This window comes from Pseudomonas zanjanensis (assembly GCF_014268745.2).
GTDB lineage: Bacteria > Pseudomonadota > Gammaproteobacteria > Pseudomonadales > Pseudomonadaceae > Aquipseudomonas > Aquipseudomonas zanjanensis.
Genome location: NZ_JABWRB020000001.1, coordinates 2356078 through 2377208, shown reverse-complemented (window position 1 = coordinate 2377208; position 21131 = coordinate 2356078). Strand labels below are relative to the sequence as shown.

The window sequence follows — 21131 nt, the reverse complement described above, 5'->3', positions numbered from 1 at the left end:
AAGATCGCGCCAGGTCAGCGTGTATAAAAGCCTTTCTACAACAAGTTCACGCGTCACTAATTCAATATGAAATGAGGCTTGAACGGAAATGCTCAGGAATGCACCGCTGCGTCTGAAACTTTTATTGATCCTGCTACTTCCTCTGTTGGGATTCTTGTCCTTGGCCGGCGTCTTTATCGTGGACAACTACAAGACCTTGCGCGATATGGACGCCACGGTCGCCGCCAGCGCCACGGCACAGAAGTTGAGTCAACTGATCACGGTATTGCAGCGCGAGCGCGGCGCCAGCGGGGTTTTCCTGGGCAGCGGCGGCAAGTCCATGGGCGAACGTATGGCCCAGGCGCGCCAGGATTCCAATGCCTCGGCCAAGGTGGTGCGCGGGTTGTCTGCGTCGGACAGTGCGCAATTGGACAATGTTCTCCAGGCATTGGACCAGTTGCCCGTCATTCGTGGGCAAGTGGATAAGTTGGGTATCAGCAGCACCGAATCCGGTGTTCGTTATACCGAGATCATTCAAGCGCTCATGGGCTATACCCATTCTTTGGAAGCGACGATCAACAACGCCACCATTGTTCATGCGCTCAATGCCCTCAATCAGTTTATCGAGATGAAAGAGCGGGCCGGACGCGAACGGGTCGTGCTGGGCCTGGTATTCAGCCAGGATCGTTTCGATGAGACCTTGATGTCGCGCTTTAGCCGCAATCTTGGTGAGTTCTCTGCGTATTCCGACGCGTTCCGCCGCCAGGCCCAACCCGTCTTGCTTCAACAGTTCACCGAGCAGATGCTCAAGCCTGCTGCGGTCGAAGTCGGTAAGTTGCAGCGCCTGGCTTTCGAAGTGCCATTGGGCCAGTCCCTGGGCATCAAGCCAGAGGCCTGGTTTGAACTCTCCACTCAGCGCATCGATATGATGAGCCAGGTGGAAGACGCCCTCGGCCAAAGCATCAGCCGCCTGGCGGTTCACGGCCGCGATGAAGCAAGTCGTGCGTTGTGGTTGACCGTCGCTGCGGTCGTCGTGGCGCTGCTGGCGGTGACGGTGTTGTCGTATGTGATTATTCGCCTGATCGATCTTGCGGTGCGCGATGTGAACCAGGCCCTGAACGGCCTGGCACAGCGTGACCTCACCGCCAGGGCCACCTATGAAGGCCGCGATGAGTTCGGCCAGATCTCGCGCAACCTCAATCGCATGGCGCAGGAGATCAGCGAGATCGTGCAGGAAATCGGCAACGCCACGGCGCAAGTGGCCACCGCTGCGCAAGAGTCTTCCACGGTGACGGTCCAGACCAGCATGAGTGTCGAGCAACAGCGCCAAGGCACCGAGCTGGTGGCCACGGCGATCAATCAGATGAGCGCCACGGTGCGCGAGGTGGCGCAAAGTACCAACGATGCGGCGCACATGTCGCAACAGGTCAACCTCAGCACGGCCCAAGGGCGCGTGGAAATCGAAAGCACCATCGGGCTGATCCGCCAATTGTCCGGGCAGGCCGAGGAGACCGCGCAAATCATTGGTGATCTCAAGCTGGAAAGCGATGCCATTTCCTCGGTGCTCGATGTGATTCGCGGCATTGCCGAACAGACCAATCTATTGGCGCTCAATGCGGCGATTGAAGCGGCGCGGGCCGGTGACCATGGCCGCGGTTTTGCGGTGGTCGCCTCCGAAGTGCGCACCCTGGCGCAAAAGACCCAGGAGTCCACAGGCAACATTCAACAGATGATCAGCAACCTGCAGGCCGGTTCGGATCGCGCGGCGCTGTCCATGCAGCAGACCCTGGACAAGGCCCAGGACGGGGCGAGCAAAGTCGAGCGCGCGGGGGAGTTGCTGGTGGAGATCGCCGAGGGGGTGGCGACGATCAGCGACCGTAACATCCAGATCGCCTCCGCGGCCGAAGAGCAGAGCGCGGTGTCCGAAGACATCAATCGCAACGTGAACGAGATCAACGACCTGGTGATCCAAGTGAGTGCCGGCGCCGAGCAGACGGCCATCACCAGCCAGGAACTGGCGCGCCTGGCCGAGCACCAGCAACAGTTGGTCAATCGCTTCAAGGTCGCCTAGGTCTTGCAACCTCGGGCCTTCGACGCAAGGCCCGGGTGTGCGCTCAGACGATATCGTCGATCAGGATATGGCGCTCGCCGCGGCTGCATTGCTCGATCCGCGCCTCGACCTTGTAGACCTTGCGCAGCATCGATTCGCTGATCACCTCGGCGCTCGGGCCGCTGCCCTGGGCGGTGCCGTCGGCGATGACCAGCACCTGGTCGGCAAAGCGCAGGGCCTGGTTCAGGTCATGGATGGCGATGAACACAATGACCTGGCGTTTGCGCGCCAGGGCCCGCATGAAGTTCAGCACCTGGACTTGCCGGTGCATGTCCAGGGCGCTGGTCGGTTCATCCATCAACAGGATTTCCGGTTCGCGCACCAGGGTCTGGGCGATCGACACCAGTTGCTGCTGTCCGCCGCTGAGCTCGCCGAGATTACGGAACGACAGTTCGGTGATGCCCAGCGCGGCGAGAATGTCATCCACCAACTTGAGTTCATCATCGTGAACGACCCAGCCCGGCGTAAGCTGCTTGCGCGCCAGCAGCACCGACTCGTACACCGTCAACCGGGCGCTGGCGTTCAAGCCTTGGGGCATGTAGCTGATGCCCTGCGGCCCCTTTTTCGAGTCTTCCAGAACCACTTGCCCGGGGCCGTCGATCAAGCCAGCCATGCGCTTGAACAAAGTGGACTTGCCCGCCGCGTTGGGGCCGACCACCGCCACCACCTGGCCGCCGATAAAGGCTGCCGTGGTCACGCCGTGAATGACCGTGCGCTGGCCGTAGCGTGCGCCGAGATTCTCCAGCCGGATCGTTACCATGAGTTTTTCTTCCCACCGAGAATCAAGGATATGAAGAAGGGCACGCCGATCAGCGACGTCACCACGCCGATGGGGAAAATGGCCCCGGGGATCAGGGTTTTGCTGATCACCGAACTGGCGGACAGAATCAGTGCGCCGGTCAGCAGGGACGCCGGCAGGAAGAACCGCTGGTCTTCACCGATCAGCATTCGTGCGATGTGCGGTCCGACCAGGCCGATGAAGCCGATGGTGCCGACAAAGGCCACCGGGAACGAGGCAAGCAGGCTGACCATGATCAGCGTCTGAAAACGCAGGCTGCGCACGTTGATGCCGAAACTCGCGGCCTTGTCGTCCCCCAGGCGCAGGGCGGTCAACGCCCAGGCACGCCGGGCGAAAATCGGCAGGGTGACCAGGATCACCAGGCAGATCACCCCGAGCTTGGGCCAGGTGGCTTTGGTCAGGCTGCCCATTGTCCAGAACACCACGGCGGCCACGGCTTGCTCGGTGGCAAAGAATTGCACCAGCGCCAGCAGCGCGTTGAACGTGAACACCAGGGCGATGCCGAGCAGCACGATGGTCTCGGCAGTGACACCGCGGCGCAGGCTCAGGAAGTGGATCAGCAAGGCCGACAGCATGGCCATGATGAACGCGTTCAGCGGCACCATGTACTGCGCTGCCAACGGGAACAAGGCCACGCCAAACGCCAGGCCCATGGCCGCACCGAAACTGGCGGCAGCGGAAATGCCCAGGGTGAACGGACTGGCCAGCGGGTTGTTGAGGATCGTCTGCATCTGCGCGCCGGCCAGGGACAACGCCGCACCGACTGCAACGGCCATCAGCGCCACGGGCAGGCGGATATCCCACATCACCACGCGGACCTGGGGCGATGCGCTGTCCGGTGAAAACAGCGCGCCGAGTACTTCGTCGAGGCTGTAGCGCGCCGGCCCGAGGGCCAGGTCGAGCAGCACGCTGCAGATCAGCAACAGCGCGAGCCCGGCGAGGATAAGCCGCTTGCGCAGCACCAGGCGTCGGTAGGTGTCACGTTGCATCACCAGGGTTTCGTTCAGCGTGGTCATGGCTTGTCCTCGGCCTGGCGCAGGCTGACGGCGTAGCCCGGTTCATAAGGGACCGGCAGGAACTGCTCGTGCAATTGGCGGAACGAGGCGTCCGGGTCCAGGTCGGCAAACAACGTCGGGTGAAACCATTTGGCCAATTGCTGGATGGCGACGAACTGATAGGGGCTGTTGTAGAACTGGTGCCAGATGGCGTGGAACGCCTGGTCGTCCTGAGCCTTGATGCCGGCATAGGCCGGCCGCTGGGTGTACCACGCCAGTTTTTGCCTGGCTTGGGCCATGTCCGCCCCCGGGCCGACGCCGACCCAATGGCCGCCAGGGGCAAAGGCTTCCCAGTTGGCACTGGTGACCACCACCTGCGCCGGGTTGGCGACCACCACTTGCTCGGCGTTCAACTGGCCGAACGTGGTGGGGATGATGCCTTTGGCAATGTTGTCGCCACCGGCCATTTCGACGAACAGGCCGAAGTTCTCGTTGCCGAAGCTCAGGCAGCAATCATCGGTGTAGCCGCCGATGCGTTCGATGAAGACCTTTGGCCGGGCAGGGTGGCGCGCCTCGATGACGTCGGTGACGCGTCGAATCTGCTGGTTGCGAAAGTCGATGAAGGCCTCGGCCCGGGCTTGCTTGCCGAACAATTGGCCGAACAGGCGCATGGTCGGCTCGGTGTTCTGCATCGGGTTGTTGCGAAAGTCGACATAGACCACCGGGATGCCCAAGGCGTCGAGCTTTTCGATGTAACGCGCGTCCTCGGTGGCGTGCTGGGCTTCGATATTGAGGATGATCACATCCGGACGCTGGGAAATCGCCTGCTCGATGTCGAAGGTGCCGTCCTCGAAGCCACCGAAGGTCGGGATCTTGGCGATGTCGGGATATTTGCGCAGGTAGGCGCCGTAGGTGTCCGGATCGGACTGGATCAGGTCCTTGCGCCAACCGACGATGCGTTCGATGGGGTTTTGCGTGTCCAGCGCCGCCACCAGGTACAACTGGCGACCTTCGCCGAGAATCACCCGCCGGACCGGGAGGTGCACCTTGACCTGGCGCCCGAGCAGATCGGTCACGCTGCCCAGGGCCGGATCCGTCTCGGCGGCGACAGCGTTGCGTGGCGCCAGGGAAAACAACGACAAGCCAAGCCACCCGGCGAACAGCAGGGTGGCGAGCGTGTGATGACGCAAAACGGTAACCATGGTTCAGGCCTTTACAGAAGCCGACCGGGACAACGGCGCAAACCGCCAGCCCGGCCCGCGGGTTTCAGAAATCAACGGTGGCGGACAACAGCAGCGTGCGCGGTGCGCCTTGGGAAAACGCACCATAGGAGGCGACCCCCGACCAGTAGGCGCGATCAAACACGTTCTGCACCGTGGCGCGAAAAGTCGTGGGCCGCTCGGCGATGCGCGTGGCATAGCGGGCGCCGACATCGAAGCGGGTCCAGGCATCCAGTGCCTGGGTGTTGGCCTGGTCGACGTACTGGCTGGCGGTGTAGATCGCGCCGCTGGTCAACGTCAGCCCTTCGATGCCCGGGGTGTCCCACTCGGCCCAGAGGTTGGCCTGGACCTTGGGCACGCCCACCGGTGTGTTGCCTCGATTGGCGGCCACGGCAGTGCGGGTCAGCTCTCCATCGAGCAGCGTCACGCCACCGAGCAGGCGCGTGCCTCGGGCCACCTCGCCGGACAGGTTCAGTTCCACGCCACGGTTGCGTTGCTGGGCCTGGACCGAAAACACCCCGTTCGACAATTCACCGCTGGGTTTCTTGATCTGGAACAGCGCCAGCGTGGCCATGAAACGGTCGTAGTCGAGCTTGATGCCGATCTCCTGCTGGCGGGAGATGTAGGGTGAGAAAACCTCATCCGCGTTGGTTGCAGCGGACGGCGCAATGTCGCCCTTGCTCAGGCCTTCGATGTAGTTGTAGTACAGCGCGACATGGTCCCAGGGCTTGGCAACGATACCGAACAGCGGCGTGGTTTTGCTTTTGTCGTAGGACGGGATGACAACGGTGGTGCTGAAGTTTTCCGACTGGACGTTCTGCCTGCGCAGCCCGAGGGTGACTTGCAGGCGTTCATCGAGCACCGACAGGGTGTCGGCCAGGGCGACGCCGGACAATTGGCTCTCGGAGACTTTCGGGGTGTTGGGTTCGGCGAGGTTGGGCCGGGGCCGGTCGATCGGGTGATAGATGTTCGAGAGGATGGCGGGGCCGGAAATAATGCCCCGGGACAACTCGTCGCGATAACGGCTGACTTGCAGCACCGCACGGTGGCTGACCGGCCCGGTGTCGAAGCCCAGGCGCGCGCCGGCGTCGACGGTGTAGCGCCGGACCTTGAATTGGTAATAGCCGGGATCTGATGACGTGTCGCCGGCCGCGTTGATGATGGTCGGGGTCTGGTCGGACATGCGCTCGACCTCGGATTTTCCGCCACCGGCGTGGGCAAACAGCGTCAGTTGGTCGCTGAGGTCATATTCGCCACTCAGCAACGCCGACTTGTCCCGGGCTTGGGAGCGGCCCCAATCCTGGCTGACACTGGTCCGGCCGTTGGCGGCCGAGGGAATCTGCACGCCGGGGGCGATCCTGAAGGGCCGCGATGCGGCGTCGAACGTTTCCTTTTGATTGATCAGGTCCAGGCTCGTGCGCAGGCGATCCCCTTGATAATCCAGGGAGATGGCGCCAGTACCGACCTCTCGGGACTGCTTGTCGATGGCCGTGTCGCCCTGCTGCAGGCTGCCGTTGAACCTGATCCCGAACCGGCGCTCTTCACCAAAACGCCGGCTGACGTCGAGGTGGCCGCCCAGTTGCGAATCCGTGGCGTAGCGGCTGGTGAATCGGGTCAGGTCCTCGTCGAGGGCACGCTTGGGGACCACGTTGATCACGCCGCCCACTGCGCTGTTGGGTGACATGCCATACAGCAGGGCGGCAGGCCCCTTGACCAGTTCGATACGCTCGGCGTAATCGGTGAACACCCGGTAGTTGGACGCCACGCCATACACACCGTCGAACGCCAACTCCCCGAGATTGCCTTCCCCCAGCGGAAAACCGCGGATGAAGAATGAGTCGACGATGCCGCCCGCCTGGCCAGTGGCGCGCACCGAAGCATCGCGCTCCAGCAAATCGCCCACGGTGACCGCCTGTTGATCGTTGATCATCGTCGAGGTGTAGCTGCTGACGCTGAACGGCGCATCCATCACATCGGCGTTGCCCAGCAGACCGAGGCGTGCGCCGCGGGCGACCTGGCCGCTGGCGTCGGTGAGTGGCAAGTCGGTGCCGGGTCTGCCGGCGGCACCGACGTTGATCTCCGGCAGGGACACTTGGCGCAGCACCAGGGTATAGCTGCCATCGTCGCGGGCAATCATCTCCACACCGCTGTCACCCAGCAGGCGCGCAAGCGCTTGCGCTGCCGGATAAGTCCCGGACAGTCCCGGGCTGAGCAGCCCCTCGGTGATCGACGGCTGGAACGACAAGGCAATGCCAGCGGTGATCGCAAAGCTCGACAGGGCGGCGCCGAGCGGCCCGGGGGCGATGTCATAGGCCCGCGGGGCAATGGCTTCCAGTTGCGCGGGCACGGCGGCCAAGGCGAACGACCCGGTGACCGTGCCCAAGGCAAGGCTCAACAGCACACTGCGCATGACGAGCTTGGACGGACGATCCGGATGCAGGGGCCGTGCAACGAGCATGGATGGATGACCCTATGGACGAGATGAAATGGTTATTCCTTTCTTTGCCAGTTGAGATCAAAAAAAGTATCACCAGGGGCAGCAAATTTTTTTGCGGGGTCAGGCAGGGGAGAGCGTCACCCAATAACCGCTCAAATGGCCGCTGACCAGGATCGGGTAGGTTTGCGCCAGCATATTGAGCGTGCGCTGGGTATCGCTGATGGGAAAGGCGCCGGAAACCCGCAGTTCGGCAATGGCCGGGTCGCAACGCACGAAGCCCCGGCGATAGCGGGTCAGCTCGGCGACGAAGTCCGCCAGGCGCATCTTGTCGGCCATCAGCATGCCTTGGGTCCAGGCGCCGACGTTGCGGTCTGCCGGGCTCAACGGGCCGAAGGCCTGTGCCGAGAAGTCAGTGCGCTGCCCGGCGTTGACAACGAGCGGCGTGGCCTGGCGAGCATCGGCCAATTCAATCCGCACAGCGCCTTCGAGTACCGCCAGATGGGTGGTCGATGGCAGTTGGCGCACGGTGAACCGCGTGCCCAGGGCCTGCATCCGCCCCTCACGGGTACTGACTAGGAACGGTCGCGCCTGGGGTGAAGCATCCGGCGCGGTCTGCACCAGGATTTCCCCTTCGCGCACCTGGATGAGCCGCTGCTGGGTGTCGAACAGCACGTCGATGGCCGTGTCGGTATTGAGGGTGATGTGGGAACCGTCGGCCAGGGTCAGCTCGCGACGCTCGCCCACGGCGGTGCGATAGTCGGCGGACCATTGCTGCGATTGCGCCAGTTTCCAACTGCCCCAACCGGCAGGCACCACGGCCAGCAGCAACGCCAGTTTGCCAAGGGCCGTGCGCCGTTCGGGGCTGCTCGGGCGATCCAGCGCCGACATCGCCAGCGAGCGTGGCAAACCGCCGAGCTTGCCTTGCAGCACTTGCGCACGGGACCAGGCCCGGCCGCGCTCGGGGCTGCTGGCTCTCCAGCATTCCCACTCGGCGCGCTCGCTGTCGCTGAGGTCGCGCTCACTCAAACGCATCAGCCACTCAGCGGCTTCTTCGAGGACCTTGGGATCGAGCGGCGGCTCATGACGTCGGGTGAGCATTCATTCCACCAACATCAGGCACTGCACGAACGCCTGCTTCATGTAGCGCTTGACCGTGATCAGCGAGACGTCCAGCTGTTGGGCGATGTCGTCGTATTTCAGGCCGCCGATCTGCGACAGCAGGAAGGCCCGTTTGACCGGCGCCGGCAGCGTGTCGAGCATGGCGTCGATTTCGTGCAGGGTTTCCAGCACCAGGAAGCGCAATTCAGGAGACGGTACTTCCTGGGCCGGCAAATGCGCGAGCGCTTCCAGGTAGGCGCGTTCCAGGGCCTTGCGCTGATACCAGTTGATGAGAATGCCCTTGGCGACGCAGCTCAGGTAGGCCCGGGGCTGGTCAATGACGGTGACTTGGGAGGCGAGAATGCGCGTGAAGGTGTCTTGGGCCAGGTCTGCTGCATCCATGGCGTTGCCCAATTTCTTCTTCAACGTGGCGTACAGCCAGCCATGATGGCCGGCGTACAGCGCTTCGATCACGCGCAGATGATGGTCGTTGTTCGCGGGCAGGGTTTCGCTCATGGCTGCGTTTTTTTTGCAATTGAGAAGTATTCCCAATGCTAAAGGACAACTTGTCCGGGACGCAAGCGGCATTCGACAACCCTGCTTCAGGTAGGCGACGGGTTTATCGGCCAGTATCGCAACGCGACGACGGGAATCAGTGCCAACCCATAAGCCAGGCAAACGAACAGGTAGGTGTACTGCAAGCCGTAGACCTGGCTGAGCAACCCACCGGCGGAAATGCCCGCGATCGACGCAAATTGGGCGGTGCCCTGGGCAATGCCCAGCACATGGCCTTGTCGCGAGCTGTCGGCGGATTTCGAGATCAGCGCCATCAGCACCGGCGTGGTGGCGCCCAGCAGCACCCCCCAGATGAAGTAGGCGACGACAAAAACGATGGCGTTGCGCGTAGTCCCTGCCAGGGCGGTCAGGGCGATGCACCCGAGCACGACGTAGAGGAGGCGATGCAAGGTGTCCTGCTGGGTACGGTGCTCGAAATAGCGCGACCAGGCCGTGGCCGAGAGAATGAAACCCAGCGCCAGCAAGCCGTAGCAGAGGCCGACCACCGAGTGGCTGACGTCGAATACCGAGCTTACGTACAAGGAGAATGACGTCTGCGGCAGCATCCGCGCCAACAGCAGGATGCCCATGACGCACAGCAACGACAGCAACGGTGTGCCTTGCCAGACGCTGTCGGTACGACGGGTCGCTGCCGGGGCTTGGTCGGTCGCGGATTTCGTCACCGGTGGCACGTCCGGCAAGGTCATGGCGGCGACCACCGTGCACACCGCGCACAAGGCCGAGGCGATGATGTTGATCCAGAAGAACGTGGCGTAGTCGAGGATCAGCCCCCCGACCACCGCACCGAGCAATGAGCCGACATTGGTGGATATCTGCAGGATCGCAAACAGCCGCGCTCGACGTGACGGGGCTTCGATGCTGACGCCGTAGGCCTGCGCCGGGGCGATGTAACCAGCAAAGGCGCCTTGCAGGAAACGCAGGATCAGGATGACCCAGATGTCACTGCTCAGCGCCAGCCCGAGCTGGGTCAGCGACAAGCCCGCCAGGGCGCGGATCATCATCAGCTTATGACCGTAGCGATCGCCGATACGGCCCCAGAACGCACTGGTCAAAATGATGCCCAGCATTGGCCCGACATACACAGCGATGCTGGCGAAGCTGAAAACCGACTCCGAAGACGTCAGCCCGCGCAGGTGCACCGGCCAGAACGGCCCGCTCATTTCCATCGCGCCCATGGAGATGAGCTGGATCGCGAACAGAAGGGAAACCAGGATTCTGACGTTCGAACCCTGGAGGGCACCTGCGTGGGACATGACTCGACCTCAGTGGTTAATCGCTGGCAAGCGGGTGGGTGTGCTGCGGGCGATGACTCGGTCGGCAAGATGCCCGGCTGCACGAAAGGTTGCAAGGCGTCGATAGCGCTGCGGCGGTTGTGTGCCCGAGCGTTCGGGGGCTGCCTGAAAAAATAACCGCCGGGGGGTGATACTTTTCCGCAGGTCGACTGGCAATAGGAGTGATTACCATTTTCTCTCGTCGGAAAGGATCCTTAAGCCATGTCTGTTGCACGTCGACCTTGTGGTGAGTCTGCGTTATCCCTCGCGATTCGTACCGCCACCCTGAGTTTCATGCTGGTCGCAGGAAGCGCCACCGCCTGGGCGGCAACCCCCGGGCAAAAGCCCGCCGCCGAGCAAACCTCGGACGTCCCTGCGGTCGACAACGGCCCAGGCTTGACCCTTGACGCCACCAACATCACCGGCATCCACGACAACCCGAGCGCACTGCCGGCCGAGCTGGCCGGTGGTCAAGTGGCCCGTGGCGCGCGCCTGGGGATGATGGGCAACAAGGACGTGATGGACACGCCATTCAGCGTGACCAGCTACACCGCCAAGACCCTGGCCGACCTGCAAACCGTGACCGCGGCCGATGCCTTGCAACGCGACCCTTCGGTGCGCTCGACGGGCCAGGTGGGCGGTATCGTCGATTCGTTTTTCATCCGTGGTTTTCCCATCGGCGAGGGCAACCTTGGCGAACTGGCCTACGACGGTGTCTACGGCGTGGCGCCCAACTACCGGGTGTTCACCGACTATGCCGAACGGATCGAAGTGCTCAAGGGACCGGGTGCGCTGATGTACGGCATGTCGCCCAACAGCGGCGTGGGCGGGGTGATCAATATCGTCCCCAAGCGGCCGTTGGACGAAGACCTGACGCGCTTTACCGGCAGCTATGCGTCTGATTCCTACGTGGGCGGGCACCTGGACGTCAGCCGCCGATTCGGCTCGGAAAACCAGTTCGGCGTGCGCTTCAACGGCAGCCTCCAGGGTGGCGACACGGCCGTCGATGATCAGGAGCGCGAGCTCAACATCGGCGCCATCGCCTTCGATTATCGCGGCGAGCGCCTGCGCTTGAACCTCGACTTCATCAGCCAGAAAGAAAGCTTCGAAGGTGCTTCGCGGCCCTTCACCGTCGCGCCTGGCGTGGAGATTCCATCGGCCCCCAACGGCCGCACCAACGCGTCGCAGAAATGGGGTTGGTCGGACACCAAGGAGCAGTCGGCATTGCTGGGTGGCGAATATGACCTGACGGACTCGGTCACGGTGTTCGCCCATGCCGGTGGCGGCCGGTCGGACGTCAAGCGGATGTCGGACCAAGTGCCGAGGATTCTTAACAGTGCCGGTGATATCAGCAACAGGCCGGGGTACTACAAATTCAACGTGGATCGTTCGACAGCCGACGTGGGGGTACGTGGTGTATTCGACACCGGCCCCGTCACTCACACGACGACGCTGATGGCGAGCACTTATCAGGATGAGCTGTCCCGGGGCATCACCAACGGGTCGGATGTCCCCTCGAACATCTATCACCCAGTGGACAGGCCCAAGCCCGCCATCAACGCGCCCAAGGTGTTGCGTGTTTCCGAGACGCAGCTGTCCGGCTTCGCCTTGACCGACACCTTGTCGGCATTGGATGACCGTGTCCAACTGACCCTGGGGTTGCGCCGGCAAAACGTCAAGTCGGAAAACTACAACACCACCGTGATCACTCCGTCCTATGACAAAAGCAAAACCACGCCAATGTTCGGTGTCGTCGTCAAGCCCTGGGAAGACGTGTCGCTCTACTACAACTATGTCGAGGGCCTGAGTAAAGGTGACACCGCGCCCGCCAACGCGATCAATTCCAACCAAATGTTCGCACCTTATGAATCCAGGCAACACGAGATGGGCGTCAAGTATGAGCACGGCACGTTCATGACCACCCTTGCACTGTTCCAGATCGAGAAACCCAGTGGCGAGCTCGATGCGAACGATGTCTTCTCGGTGCAGGCCGAACAGCGCAACCGTGGTGTGGAATTGAGTGTGTTCGGCGAAGTGGCTCCCGGTACCCGCTTGATGGGTGGCGTGACACTGCTCGACGGCGAACTGACGGATTCCGCCACGGTGGCAAACCGTGGCAATAAACCGGTCGGCGTGCCAGACGTCCAAGCCAACCTGTGGGCGGAATGGGACACCCCGTGGGTGGAAGGCTTTACCCTCACCAGCGGTGCGATCTACACCAGCAGCCAATACGTGAACCAGGCCAACACCCAGGAGCTGGATGCCTGGACCCGCTTTGACGCGGGTGCTCGCTACGCCACCAAGATCGAAGGTCGACCGACGACGTTCAGGGCCACGGTCCAGAACGTCTTTGACCGTGAATACTGGTCGGGCGTCGCCTCGTATGGTGCTTTCTCGCCAGGCTCTCCGCGTACCTTGCAGTTGTCGGCCACGGTGGATTTCTGAGGCGGGGCGAGGGGCTCAAGCACAGGACCAATCCTTTATATAGGAGGGTGCTATTCACTCAAGAAGAACGATGAACCTGTGGCGAGGGAGCTTGCTCCCGCTCGAGTGCGAAGCGCTCGCAAAAAGGGGCTGCTACGCAGCCCAGCGGGAGCAAGCTCCCTCGCCACAAGGATTTAGGCAAGTCTTGAATGAACAGCATCATTGCCCTTTGGCCGGCAGCCCCATCTTTTCCAGCGTCAGCGTTTCATCGGCGCGCCCCCAGCCACCGTCTGCCACCTCTTCCACCAGGACCATGGTGAACGGACGAACCCCTTCGCCGAAATATTCGACGAACATCTCCGTGGTGCGATGGATGATCTCTTCCTTGCGCGCGTGGTCCAGGATTCCTTCGGGAAATTTGTAGTTGGCAAATGGCATGGATCAACTCCGTGGGTGTGAAAGATTCGGCAGGGGCGAGGGCCCCTGGCGCGCATCTTTCTCCTTTAGGTCCGTGGAATAAATCCCTCTGGGTTGGCATCTGCATTCAACGTAACTGAACAATCGGCCACTCAGTGCGAATGACGCGGCTCACCACTACGAGCAATCACCCGCAGGTGCAACGTCGCCGGCTCCAGGCAGCCCCCCGTGGAAAGCTGTCCCACCAATTGCCGATACAGTTCCTGCCAAGGGGTTTGCGACGGCGGGATGTTCGGCGTCCACGCGAGTCGGCGTCGGGCCATTTCTTCGTCGTCGATCAGCAGGTTTACCGTGCGGGTGTTCAGGTCCACTTTCAGCCGGTCGTTGGTTTGCAGCAACGCCAGGCCGCCACCCACAGCCGCTTCAGGCGACATGTTGAGGATCGATGGGCTCGCCGAGGTGCCGCTCTGGCGACCGTCGCCCAGGCAGGGCAGGGAGTCGATGCCTTGTTTGATCAGTGCGGCTGGCGGGGCCATGTTCACCACCTCCGCGCTGCCGGGGTAGCCCACCGTGCCAACGCCGCGAATCACCAGGATGCAGCGCTCATCAATGTCCAGCGCCGGGTCGTCGATGCGGGCGTGGTAATCCTCCGGTCCTTCGAAGACGATGGCCCGGGCTTCGAAACTGTTCTCGGCGCCGGGCTCGGACAGGTAGGTCTTGCGAAACGCCTCGCCCACCACCGACATCTTCATGATCGCGCTGTCGAAGAAATTGCCGCTGAGCACGATGAAACCGGCACGGTGCTTGAGCGGCGTCTCGAAGGGATGGATCACATCGGCGTTGCTGGTCAGGCTGCTGCTGACGATTTCGCCGATGGTCCTGCCGCTGACCGTGGGGCAGTCTTCGTGCAGGCGTCCGGCTTTTTGCAGTTCATGCATGACCGAGGGCACGCCGCCGGCCCGATGGAACCCTTCACCCAGGTACTTGCCCGCCGGCATGCAATTGACCAGCAGCGGCACGTCTTCGCCGATCCGTTGCCAATCGTCCAGGCTCAGTTCGACGCCCATGTGCCGGGCGATGGCGATCAAGTGCGGCGGGCAATTGCTCGAAGCGCCGAGGGCAGAGGCGACGGCGATGGCGTTCTCGAAGGCCTGGCGGGTCATGATCTGGGAAGGGCGCACGTCCTGGAGCACCAATTCGCAGATACGCTTGCCGGTGGCGTAGGCCATTTGCCCGCGCTCGCGATAGGGCGCCGGGATGCTCGCGCAACCGGGCAGCGACATGCCCAGGGCTTCGGCCAGGGCGTTCATCGACAAGGCGGTGCCCATGGTGTTGCAGTGACCCACCGAGGGCGAGGCCGCGGTGGTCATTTCCATGAAGCCTTCGTAGTCGATCTCGCCGGCGGCCATCAGGTTGCGCGCATGCCAGAGCACGGTGCCGGAGCCGATCAGTTCGCCCTTGTGATGGCCGTCGAGCATCGGCCCGCCGGACAGGACAATGGCGGGCAAGTCGGTGGTCGCCGCCGCCATCAGGCAGGCGGGCGTGGTCTTGTCGCAACCGGTGGTGAGCACCACGCCATCCAACGGGTAGCCGTGAAGGATTTCCACCAGCCCCAGGTAGGCCAGGTTGCGGTCCAGCGCCGCCGTGGGCCGCCGCGACTGTTCGGCGATCGGGTGCACCGGGAATTCCATGGGGATGCCGCCGGCATCGCGGATGCCGGCCTTGACCCGTTGGGCCAGTTCCAGGTGATGGCGGTTGCAGGGCGTCAGGTCGCTGCCGGTCTGGGCGATGCCGATGATCGGGCGTCCCGATTGCAGCTCTTCGCGGGTCATGCCGTAGTTCATGTAGCGTTCGACATACAGCGCGGTCATGTCCGCGTGGGCCGGGTCGTTGAACCATTGCTCGCTGCGCAGGCGGCGTTTAGGCGTGTCACTCATGATTCATGTCTCTCTTGTAATTGGATGAATCGGTCACGGTGGTGGCGTCAGCGGCCCAGCAGTCCTCGGGCGGCGAGGTTACGGATCAGGGCACTGACACCAAAGGTCCAGGGGGCGGCGTCGCAGCTATGGGTGACCTGGTTATGCAGGCTGCCGAGCAACGGGCTGCTGATGCTGACCACGTCCCCGCGCTTGTGGGTGAAACCGCTGCCGGGATGATCGCGGTCTTCGGTGGGGGCGAACAGGGTACCGAGAAACAGCACGAACCCGTCCGGATATTGGTGGTTGGCGTTGAGCGTCTGGCCCGCCAGGTCCTGCGGGTCACGGCTGATCTGGCTCATGGAACTCGAACCGTGCAGTCGGTAGCCATCTTCGCCTTGTACCTTGAGATCAACCACGCAAGCGCGAACGTCATCCAGGCTGAAGTGTTCGTCGAACAGGCGAATGAACGGGCCGATGGCGCAAGACGCGTTGTTGTCCTTGGCCTTGCTCAGCAACAGCGCACTGCGGCCTTCGATGTCCCGCAGGTTGACGTCGTTGCCCAGGGTGGCGCCGTGGATCTGGCCACGGCTGTTCACCGCCAGCACCACTTCCGGCTCCGGGTTGTTCCATTGCGAGATCGGATGAATGCCAATGTGGCTGCCGCTGCCAACGGCGGCCAGGACCGGTGCCTTGGTGAAGATTTCCGCATCCGGGCCGATGCCGACTTCCAGGTACTGCGACCACATGCCCTGTTCAATGAGCAAGGCTTTCAGGCGCATGGCTTGCTCGGACCCCGGCACGATGGCCCGCAGGTTGTCGCCGATCACGCTGTGCACGGTGGCACGGACGGCCTCGGCCTTTGCCGCGTCACCGCCGGCCTGTTCCTCGATCACCCGTTCGATCATGCTGGCGGCGAACGTTACGCCGGCGGCCTTGATCACTTGCAAGTCCAGGGGCGGCAAGAGGAACGGCTTGGTCGGGTCGGCATCAATGCCGGTATTGGCCAGCAACGCTTCGACGCTGGCGATGAAGGTACCGGGCGCCTGCCTGACCGCGGCCAGGGGGGATTCTGTTTCCAGCAAGTCGCTCAATGTCGCAAAACGCTCCGACAGGTCGAACACCCCATCACTGCGCAGCACCACGGGTGAAGGGCCAGCGATCCGGCCTGGCACCCAGGCACGACCAATCAGGGTGCCGGCGACGCCATCGACGGGCAGGGTGTTCTCGGGAGTCAGCATCAGCGACATGGGCAGTCTTCCTGGTAAGTAAAGCGTTCAAGCTAGGGCGCGCTGTTGATGAACTCCAATGAGATATATTCAGTATCTGATAACGTCCGGTTATTGCATCGTCGAGGATTGCCCATGTCCGATCTGTCTTTCTCCAGCTTCTGCGGCTGGCTCAAATTTCGCCATCTGCTGCTGATCGATACCTTGGGGCGCACCTGCAACATGCATCTGGCGGCCGAGCAGATGAACCTCAGCCAGCCGGCCGTGAGCAAGATGCTCAAGGAAATCGAGAGCCTGCTCGGCTTTGCCCTGTTCGAACGCCGACCCCGGAGCATGCCGCCCACCGCACTGGGCGAACATGTGCTGCGTTACGCGCAGATCGCCTTGAACGACGCCCGTTCGTTCGTCGAGCAAATCAGCAGCCTGCGCGAAGGCGGCCATGGCTACCTCAAGGTCGGCGGTATCTTTGCCGCGACGGCGGTGGCCTTGCCCGAGGCGATCCTGCAGATCAAGCAACGCTGGCCCTTGCTGTCCATCGAGGTGGTGGAGCAGACCAGCAACCATCTGATGAAGATGCTTGAAGAAAAGAAACTTGACCTGGCCGTGGCGCGGTTTACCGAGCAAAGCCAGCAACAGCGCTACGATTTCCAGCCCCTGGCCCCGGAGCCGTTCTGCATCGTGGTCAACGACCGCCACCCCCTGGCGAACGCCGGGCCGACCTCCTTGCAGCAACTGGTGGACCAGCCGTGGATTCTCTACCCGGTCGGCACGCCGATCCGCGCCCGCATGGAACTGGCCTTCGCCGAAGCCGGGGTGGGAATGCCGCGCAACACCATCGACACCATTTCCATGCAGACCTTCCTCCAGGTCCTGCAACGCGGCCCCATGATCGGCATGCTGCCCAATGCCATGGTCGATCCGCTGCTCGAAAGCGGCCAGCTCAAGACCCTCGATACGCCGCTGCACCTGGTGCCGCAGGATTACGGGATCCTGACGCGAAAGGATGAGCCGTTGGTGGGCGCGGCGCTGGAGTTCGCCGAGATCCTCAAGGACAACGCCCGCCTGGCCGCAATACTGGACACTTAGGGGGCTCGCTGACTCCATCCTGCGGAGGGCTTAGGTTGGCAAGGTCGCTTTTGTGGCGAGGGAGCTTGCTCCCGCTGGGCTGCGTAGCAGACCCAAAGCCGTGAACTCAACTTGCCTGGTACACCGAGTTGCCTGGTTTCAGGGCCGCTGCGCGCCCCAGCGGGAGCAAGCTCCCTCGCCACAAAACTCATACAAACTTAAAGCATGCTGCCACGACCGGGGGGGGGCGGCGGCATTGGAGAGAGCCGACGGCTATCTCGATAACGTCTCGTTATCAACTAATCCAAAAATGCCATTGGGAAAGAATCGATCCCCGACAGTAGAGTCCTCGTTCAATCGCCGGATGACTCGCTCATTCGACGTGACCCAATAAAAACAATCAGGGGTTACTTATGCAAACCATCTCCGAGCAGTTGCCCGCCCAGGCACAAGCTGGCGAGCTCGACTTCGAAGACCGGACCTACCGCAAGGTCATCTGGCGCATCCTTCCCGTCCTGCTCCTGTGCTACATGGCGGCGTACCTCGATCGGGTGAACATCGGCTTTGCCAAGCTCGACATGCTCAACGAGCTGCAATTCAGCAACACCGTGTATGCCTTGGGCGCCAGTATGTTTTTCTGGGGCTATTTCCTCTTTGAAGTGCCCAGCAACCTGTTGCTGCATCGCTTTGGCGCGCGGTTCTGGATCGCCCGGATCATGCTCAGCTGGGCGGCGATCTCCATGGCCGTGGCCTACACCGTGCCGCTGGCGGCGTTTTTCCATCTCGAATCGAGCACGATGTTCTACGTGCTGCGTTTCCTGCTGGGGATCTGCGAAGCGGGTTTTTTCCCTGGCGTGATCCTCTACCTCAACTACTGGTTCCCAACCCACCGGCAGAGCCGGGTGATGTCCGGGTTCCTGCTGGCGCTGCCGGTCAGCCTGACCCTGGGCGGCATCCTCTCCGGCTGGCTGATGAACAGCATGCAAGGCGTCCACGGCATGTCCGGTTGGCAATGGATGCTGCTCATCGAAGGCATTCCGTCGATCATCATGGCGTTCGTGGTGATCGTCTGCCTGGCCGATAACATCGACAAGGCCAAATGGCTCTCCGTCGCGGAAAAAGCCTTGCTCAAGGCCAATCTGCAAACCGACAACCAGGGTAAGGCCACGCGCTTGAGCGAAGTGTTTTTCAACCCTCGGGTGTGGTTGCTGGTGTTGATCCTGCTGACCTTCAACACCGGTTTCTATGGCCTGGCGTTCTGGATGCCGTCGATCATCAAGAGCACCGGCATCACCAATAGCCTGCATATCGGTTTGCTCACTGCCATTCCTTACTCGGTGGCGGTGGTGGCGATGCTGCTCAACGCCCGTCATTCCAACCGTACCGGCGAGCGGCGCCTGCATGCGGCGATCCCGGCCTTCATTGGCGGTGTCGGGCTGATCCTCAGCGCGTTTTTCGCCGATAACCTGGTGCTGTCGGTCCTGTTCCTCAGTGTCTCCGCCTCGGGGATCCTCAGCCTGATGCCGATCTTCTGGACGCTGCCGGGCACCGTGCTGTCGGGCGTCGCCGCCGCGGCCGGGATCGGCATGATCAACGCCATCGGCAACCTGTCGGGCTTCACCGGTTCGATGATCACCGCCGTGGCGGAAACGCTGACGGGTAATATCAATAACGGTACTTACGTGTTGGCCTTGTGTCTGTTGGTCAGCGGTGGATTGATCCTCGCGATCCCTGCCTCGATGCTCGGCAGGACGCCCAAGACCGCGCCCACGGCAGCGCAACTGGAGACCGCATGAGTCTGCAAAACAAGCGAGTCCTGGTGACGGCGGCCGGGCAAGGCATCGGCTTGGCTAGCGCGGTGGCATTCGCCCAGGCCGGCGCCGAGGTGTTTGCCAGCGACATCGACATTCGCGCACTGGCGGGCATCGATGGGGTCACGCCGATGATCCTGGATGTCACCTCGGCCGATGCCATCGACGCTGCTCGCGACCACATCGGCGGGCTGGACGTGCTGTTCAACTGCGCCGGCTTTGTGCACAGCGGCAACATCCTGGAATGCGATGAAGCGTCCTGGGCACGTTCGATGGACCTCAATGTCACGGCCATGTACCGCATGATCCGCGCGTTCCTGCCGGGCATGCTGGCCCGTGGCGGCGGCTCGATCATCAACATGTCGTCGGTCGCGTCCAGTATCAAGGGCGTGCCCAATCGTTTCGCCTATGCTGCCAGCAAGGCGGCGGTGGTGGGGCTGACCAAATCCGTCGCCATCGACTTTGTCGGCCAGGGCATTCGCTGCAACGCCATCTGCCCCGGCACGGTGGACTCGCCTTCGCTACGCCAGCGCATCGCCGACCAGGCTGCGCGACAAGGTGTCGAAGAAGCAGAGGTCTATCGGCAGTTTCTCGACCGCCAGCCCATGGGACGTATTGGCCTCACCGAGGAAATCGCGCAATTGGCGTTGTACCTGGGCAGCGACGCGTCCGCCTACACCACCGGGACGGTCCATGTGATTGATGGCGGCATGAGCCTCTGAATTATCCCTTGAGCAGGAGCACTTCATGAAACTGTTGCGTTACGGCGAAAAAGGTTCGGAAAAACCCGGGCTGTTGGATGAAGACAAGCAGATCCGCGACCTGTCGGGCCACGTGCCGGACATCGCCGGGCAGGCCTTGGGCCCGGAAAGCCTGGCGCGTCTCGCCGCCCTCGACCCCCGCAGCCTGCCGCTCGTTACCGGCCAGCCGCGCATCGGGGCCTGTGTCGGCCAGGTCGGCAAATTCATCTGCATTGGCCTGAACTACGCCGACCATGCCGCCGAGTCGAACATGGACGTGCCGAAAGAGCCGATCATTTTCAATAAATGGACCAGTGCCATTTGCGGGCCGAACGACGACGTCCAGATCCCCCGTGGCTCGCTCAAGACCGATTGGGAAGTCGAGTTGGGCGTGGTCATCGGCAAGGGCGGGCGCTACATCGACGAAGCCAATGCCATGGAGCATGTCGCCGGTTATTGCGTCATCAACGATGTGTCGGAGCGTGAGTGGCAGCTGGAGCGCGGCGGCACCTGGGACAAGGGCAAGGGCTTCGACACCTTCGGCCCCCTTGGACCCTGGCTGGTGACCCGGGACGAAATCGCCGACCCCCATACGCTGGATCTGTGGCTGGAAGTCGACGGGCATCGCTATCAAAACGGCAATACCCGGACGCTGATCTTCAGCGTGCCGCAACTGATCGCCTACCTGAGCCGCTGCATGAGCCTGCAACCGGGGGATGTGATTTCCACCGGGACGCCCCCGGGTGTTGGGCTGGGCATCAAGCCCAACCCGGTGTTCCTGCGCCCGGGCCAGACCATGCGCTTGGGTATTGAAGGCTTGGGCGAACAGTGTCAGGTCACCGTGCAGGCGGACTGATCATTGGGCTTGCGGCCGTCTTCGCGAGCAGGCTCGCTCCCACAGAAGGACTTCCGATGCACGCGGATATTGTGCCTGCTGAAGATCCCCTGTGGGAGCGGGCTTGCTCGCGAAGGCGGCGTCACAGTCAATGAAGATGTTGAATGTGCCGGCCTCTTCGCGAGCAAGCCCCACACAATTGTCCCGGG

General features: G+C 62.4%; 16 protein-coding genes. 6 read left to right on the top strand and 10 right to left on the bottom strand.

Going from position 1 to position 21131, the window contains the following annotated elements:
* Positions 1–88 precede the first annotated feature (88 nt).
* Positions 89–2050 (top strand): methyl-accepting chemotaxis protein, encoded by a 1962-nt coding sequence (locus tag HU715_RS09865; protein WP_186705843.1) that lies wholly within the window; start codon positions 89–91, stop codon positions 2048–2050.
* A gap of 43 nt (positions 2051–2093) precedes the next feature.
* Here HU715_RS09865 and HU715_RS09860 read toward each other — a convergent pair whose 3' ends face one another.
* The 7 genes from HU715_RS09860 to HU715_RS09830 form a co-directional block, all read right to left on the bottom strand.
* Positions 2094–2849 (bottom strand): ABC transporter ATP-binding protein, encoded by a 756-nt coding sequence (locus tag HU715_RS09860; protein ID WP_186705844.1) that lies wholly within the window; start codon positions 2847–2849, stop codon positions 2094–2096.
* Positions 2843–3904, bottom strand: a complete 1062-nt coding sequence (locus HU715_RS09855) for a FecCD family ABC transporter permease (protein ID WP_186705845.1) — start codon at positions 3902–3904, stop codon at positions 2843–2845. The genes HU715_RS09860 and HU715_RS09855 overlap by 7 nt, the downstream gene beginning before the upstream one ends.
* Positions 3901–5085, bottom strand: a complete 1185-nt coding sequence (locus HU715_RS09850) for an ABC transporter substrate-binding protein (RefSeq protein WP_186705846.1) — start codon at positions 5083–5085, stop codon at positions 3901–3903. Before HU715_RS09850 ends, HU715_RS09855 begins: the two co-directional genes overlap by 4 nt.
* 64 nt (positions 5086–5149) lie before the next feature.
* Positions 5150–7561, bottom strand: coding sequence for a TonB-dependent receptor (locus HU715_RS09845; protein ID WP_186705847.1), 2412 nt, complete (start codon positions 7559–7561; stop codon positions 5150–5152).
* Positions 7562–7660: 99 nt separating this feature from the next.
* Positions 7661–8638: a FecR domain-containing protein gene (locus HU715_RS09840; protein ID WP_186705848.1), complete on the bottom strand. Its 978-nt coding sequence runs from the start codon at positions 8636–8638 to the stop codon at positions 7661–7663.
* Positions 8639–9154, bottom strand: coding sequence for a sigma-70 family RNA polymerase sigma factor (locus HU715_RS09835; protein ID WP_186705849.1), 516 nt, complete (start codon positions 9152–9154; stop codon positions 8639–8641). It abuts the gene before it with no gap.
* Positions 9155–9240: 86 nt separating this feature from the next.
* Positions 9241–10467, bottom strand: coding sequence for an MFS transporter (locus tag HU715_RS09830; protein WP_186705850.1), 1227 nt, complete (start codon positions 10465–10467; stop codon positions 9241–9243).
* Between the two features lie 240 nt (positions 10468–10707).
* Here HU715_RS09830 and HU715_RS09825 point away from each other — a divergent pair, with 240 nt between their 5' ends.
* Positions 10708–12930, top strand: coding sequence for a TonB-dependent receptor (locus HU715_RS09825; protein ID WP_186705851.1), 2223 nt, complete (start codon positions 10708–10710; stop codon positions 12928–12930).
* Between the two features lie 198 nt (positions 12931–13128).
* On the opposite strand, the gene HU715_RS09820 is transcribed toward HU715_RS09825, so the two are convergent.
* From HU715_RS09820 to HU715_RS09810, 3 genes are all read right to left on the bottom strand, one after another.
* Entirely contained in the window at positions 13129–13347 is a 219-nt protein-coding gene (locus HU715_RS09820) for a tautomerase family protein (RefSeq protein ID WP_186705852.1), read from the bottom strand.
* Between the two features lie 131 nt (positions 13348–13478).
* The gene (locus HU715_RS09815; RefSeq protein WP_186705853.1) at positions 13479–15263 is read right to left on the bottom strand and encodes an IlvD/Edd family dehydratase; all 1785 of its coding nucleotides are present in this window, start codon (positions 15261–15263) and stop codon (positions 13479–13481) included.
* Between the two features lie 47 nt (positions 15264–15310).
* Positions 15311–16492, bottom strand: coding sequence for a fumarylacetoacetate hydrolase family protein (locus tag HU715_RS09810; RefSeq protein ID WP_186705854.1), 1182 nt, complete (start codon positions 16490–16492; stop codon positions 15311–15313).
* 114 nt (positions 16493–16606) lie between these two features.
* Here HU715_RS09810 and HU715_RS09805 point away from each other — a divergent pair, with 114 nt between their 5' ends.
* The 4 genes from HU715_RS09805 to HU715_RS09790 all read left to right on the top strand — a co-directional run bounded on the left by HU715_RS09805 (position 16607) and on the right by HU715_RS09790 (position 20943).
* Positions 16607–17557 carry a LysR family transcriptional regulator gene (locus tag HU715_RS09805; RefSeq protein WP_186705855.1) on the top strand — a complete coding sequence of 317 codons (951 nt, stop codon included), beginning with the start codon at positions 16607–16609 and terminating at the stop codon, positions 17555–17557.
* A 392-nt stretch (positions 17558–17949) separates the two neighbouring features.
* Positions 17950–19332: an MFS transporter gene (locus HU715_RS09800; protein WP_186705856.1), complete on the top strand. Its 1383-nt coding sequence runs from the start codon at positions 17950–17952 to the stop codon at positions 19330–19332.
* Complete coding sequence (locus HU715_RS09795) at positions 19329–20069, top strand: SDR family oxidoreductase (RefSeq protein ID WP_186705857.1); 741 nt, start codon at positions 19329–19331, stop codon at positions 20067–20069. The genes HU715_RS09800 and HU715_RS09795 overlap by 4 nt, the downstream gene beginning before the upstream one ends.
* A gap of 25 nt (positions 20070–20094) precedes the next feature.
* Positions 20095–20943 (top strand): ureidoglycolate lyase, encoded by an 849-nt coding sequence (locus HU715_RS09790; RefSeq protein ID WP_186705858.1) that lies wholly within the window; start codon positions 20095–20097, stop codon positions 20941–20943.
* The last annotated feature ends 188 nt before the right edge of the window (positions 20944–21131 follow it).

Bases quoted from the DNA above. Each gene is read 5' to 3' on its own strand.
- HU715_RS09810 (WP_186705854.1), bottom strand. From the start codon at position 16,492: ATGTCGCTGATGCTGACTCCCGAGAACACCCTGCCCGTCGATGGCGTC.
- HU715_RS09835 (WP_186705849.1), bottom strand. From the start codon at position 9,154: ATGAGCGAAACCCTGCCCGCGAACAACGACCATCATCTGCGCGTGATC.
- HU715_RS09815 (WP_186705853.1), bottom strand. From the start codon at position 15,263: ATGAGTGACACGCCTAAACGCCGCCTGCGCAGCGAGCAATGGTTCAAC.
- HU715_RS09860 (WP_186705844.1), bottom strand. From the start codon at position 2,849: ATGGTAACGATCCGGCTGGAGAATCTCGGCGCACGCTACGGCCAGCGC.
- HU715_RS09805 (WP_186705855.1), top strand. From the start codon at position 16,607: ATGTCCGATCTGTCTTTCTCCAGCTTCTGCGGCTGGCTCAAATTTCGC.
- HU715_RS09825 (WP_186705851.1), top strand. From the start codon at position 10,708: ATGTCTGTTGCACGTCGACCTTGTGGTGAGTCTGCGTTATCCCTCGCG.
- HU715_RS09840 (WP_186705848.1), bottom strand. From the start codon at position 8,638: ATGCTCACCCGACGTCATGAGCCGCCGCTCGATCCCAAGGTCCTCGAA.
- HU715_RS09820 (WP_186705852.1), bottom strand. From the start codon at position 13,347: ATGCCATTTGCCAACTACAAATTTCCCGAAGGAATCCTGGACCACGCG.
- HU715_RS09830 (WP_186705850.1), bottom strand. From the start codon at position 10,467: ATGTCCCACGCAGGTGCCCTCCAGGGTTCGAACGTCAGAATCCTGGTT.
- HU715_RS09855 (WP_186705845.1), bottom strand. From the start codon at position 3,904: ATGACCACGCTGAACGAAACCCTGGTGATGCAACGTGACACCTACCGA.
- HU715_RS09850 (WP_186705846.1), bottom strand. From the start codon at position 5,085: ATGGTTACCGTTTTGCGTCATCACACGCTCGCCACCCTGCTGTTCGCC.
- HU715_RS09800 (WP_186705856.1), top strand. From the start codon at position 17,950: ATGCAAACCATCTCCGAGCAGTTGCCCGCCCAGGCACAAGCTGGCGAG.
- HU715_RS09845 (WP_186705847.1), bottom strand. From the start codon at position 7,561: ATGCTCGTTGCACGGCCCCTGCATCCGGATCGTCCGTCCAAGCTCGTC.
- HU715_RS09790 (WP_186705858.1), top strand. From the start codon at position 20,095: ATGAAACTGTTGCGTTACGGCGAAAAAGGTTCGGAAAAACCCGGGCTG.
- HU715_RS09865 (WP_186705843.1), top strand. From the start codon at position 89: ATGCTCAGGAATGCACCGCTGCGTCTGAAACTTTTATTGATCCTGCTA.
- HU715_RS09795 (WP_186705857.1), top strand. From the start codon at position 19,329: ATGAGTCTGCAAAACAAGCGAGTCCTGGTGACGGCGGCCGGGCAAGGC.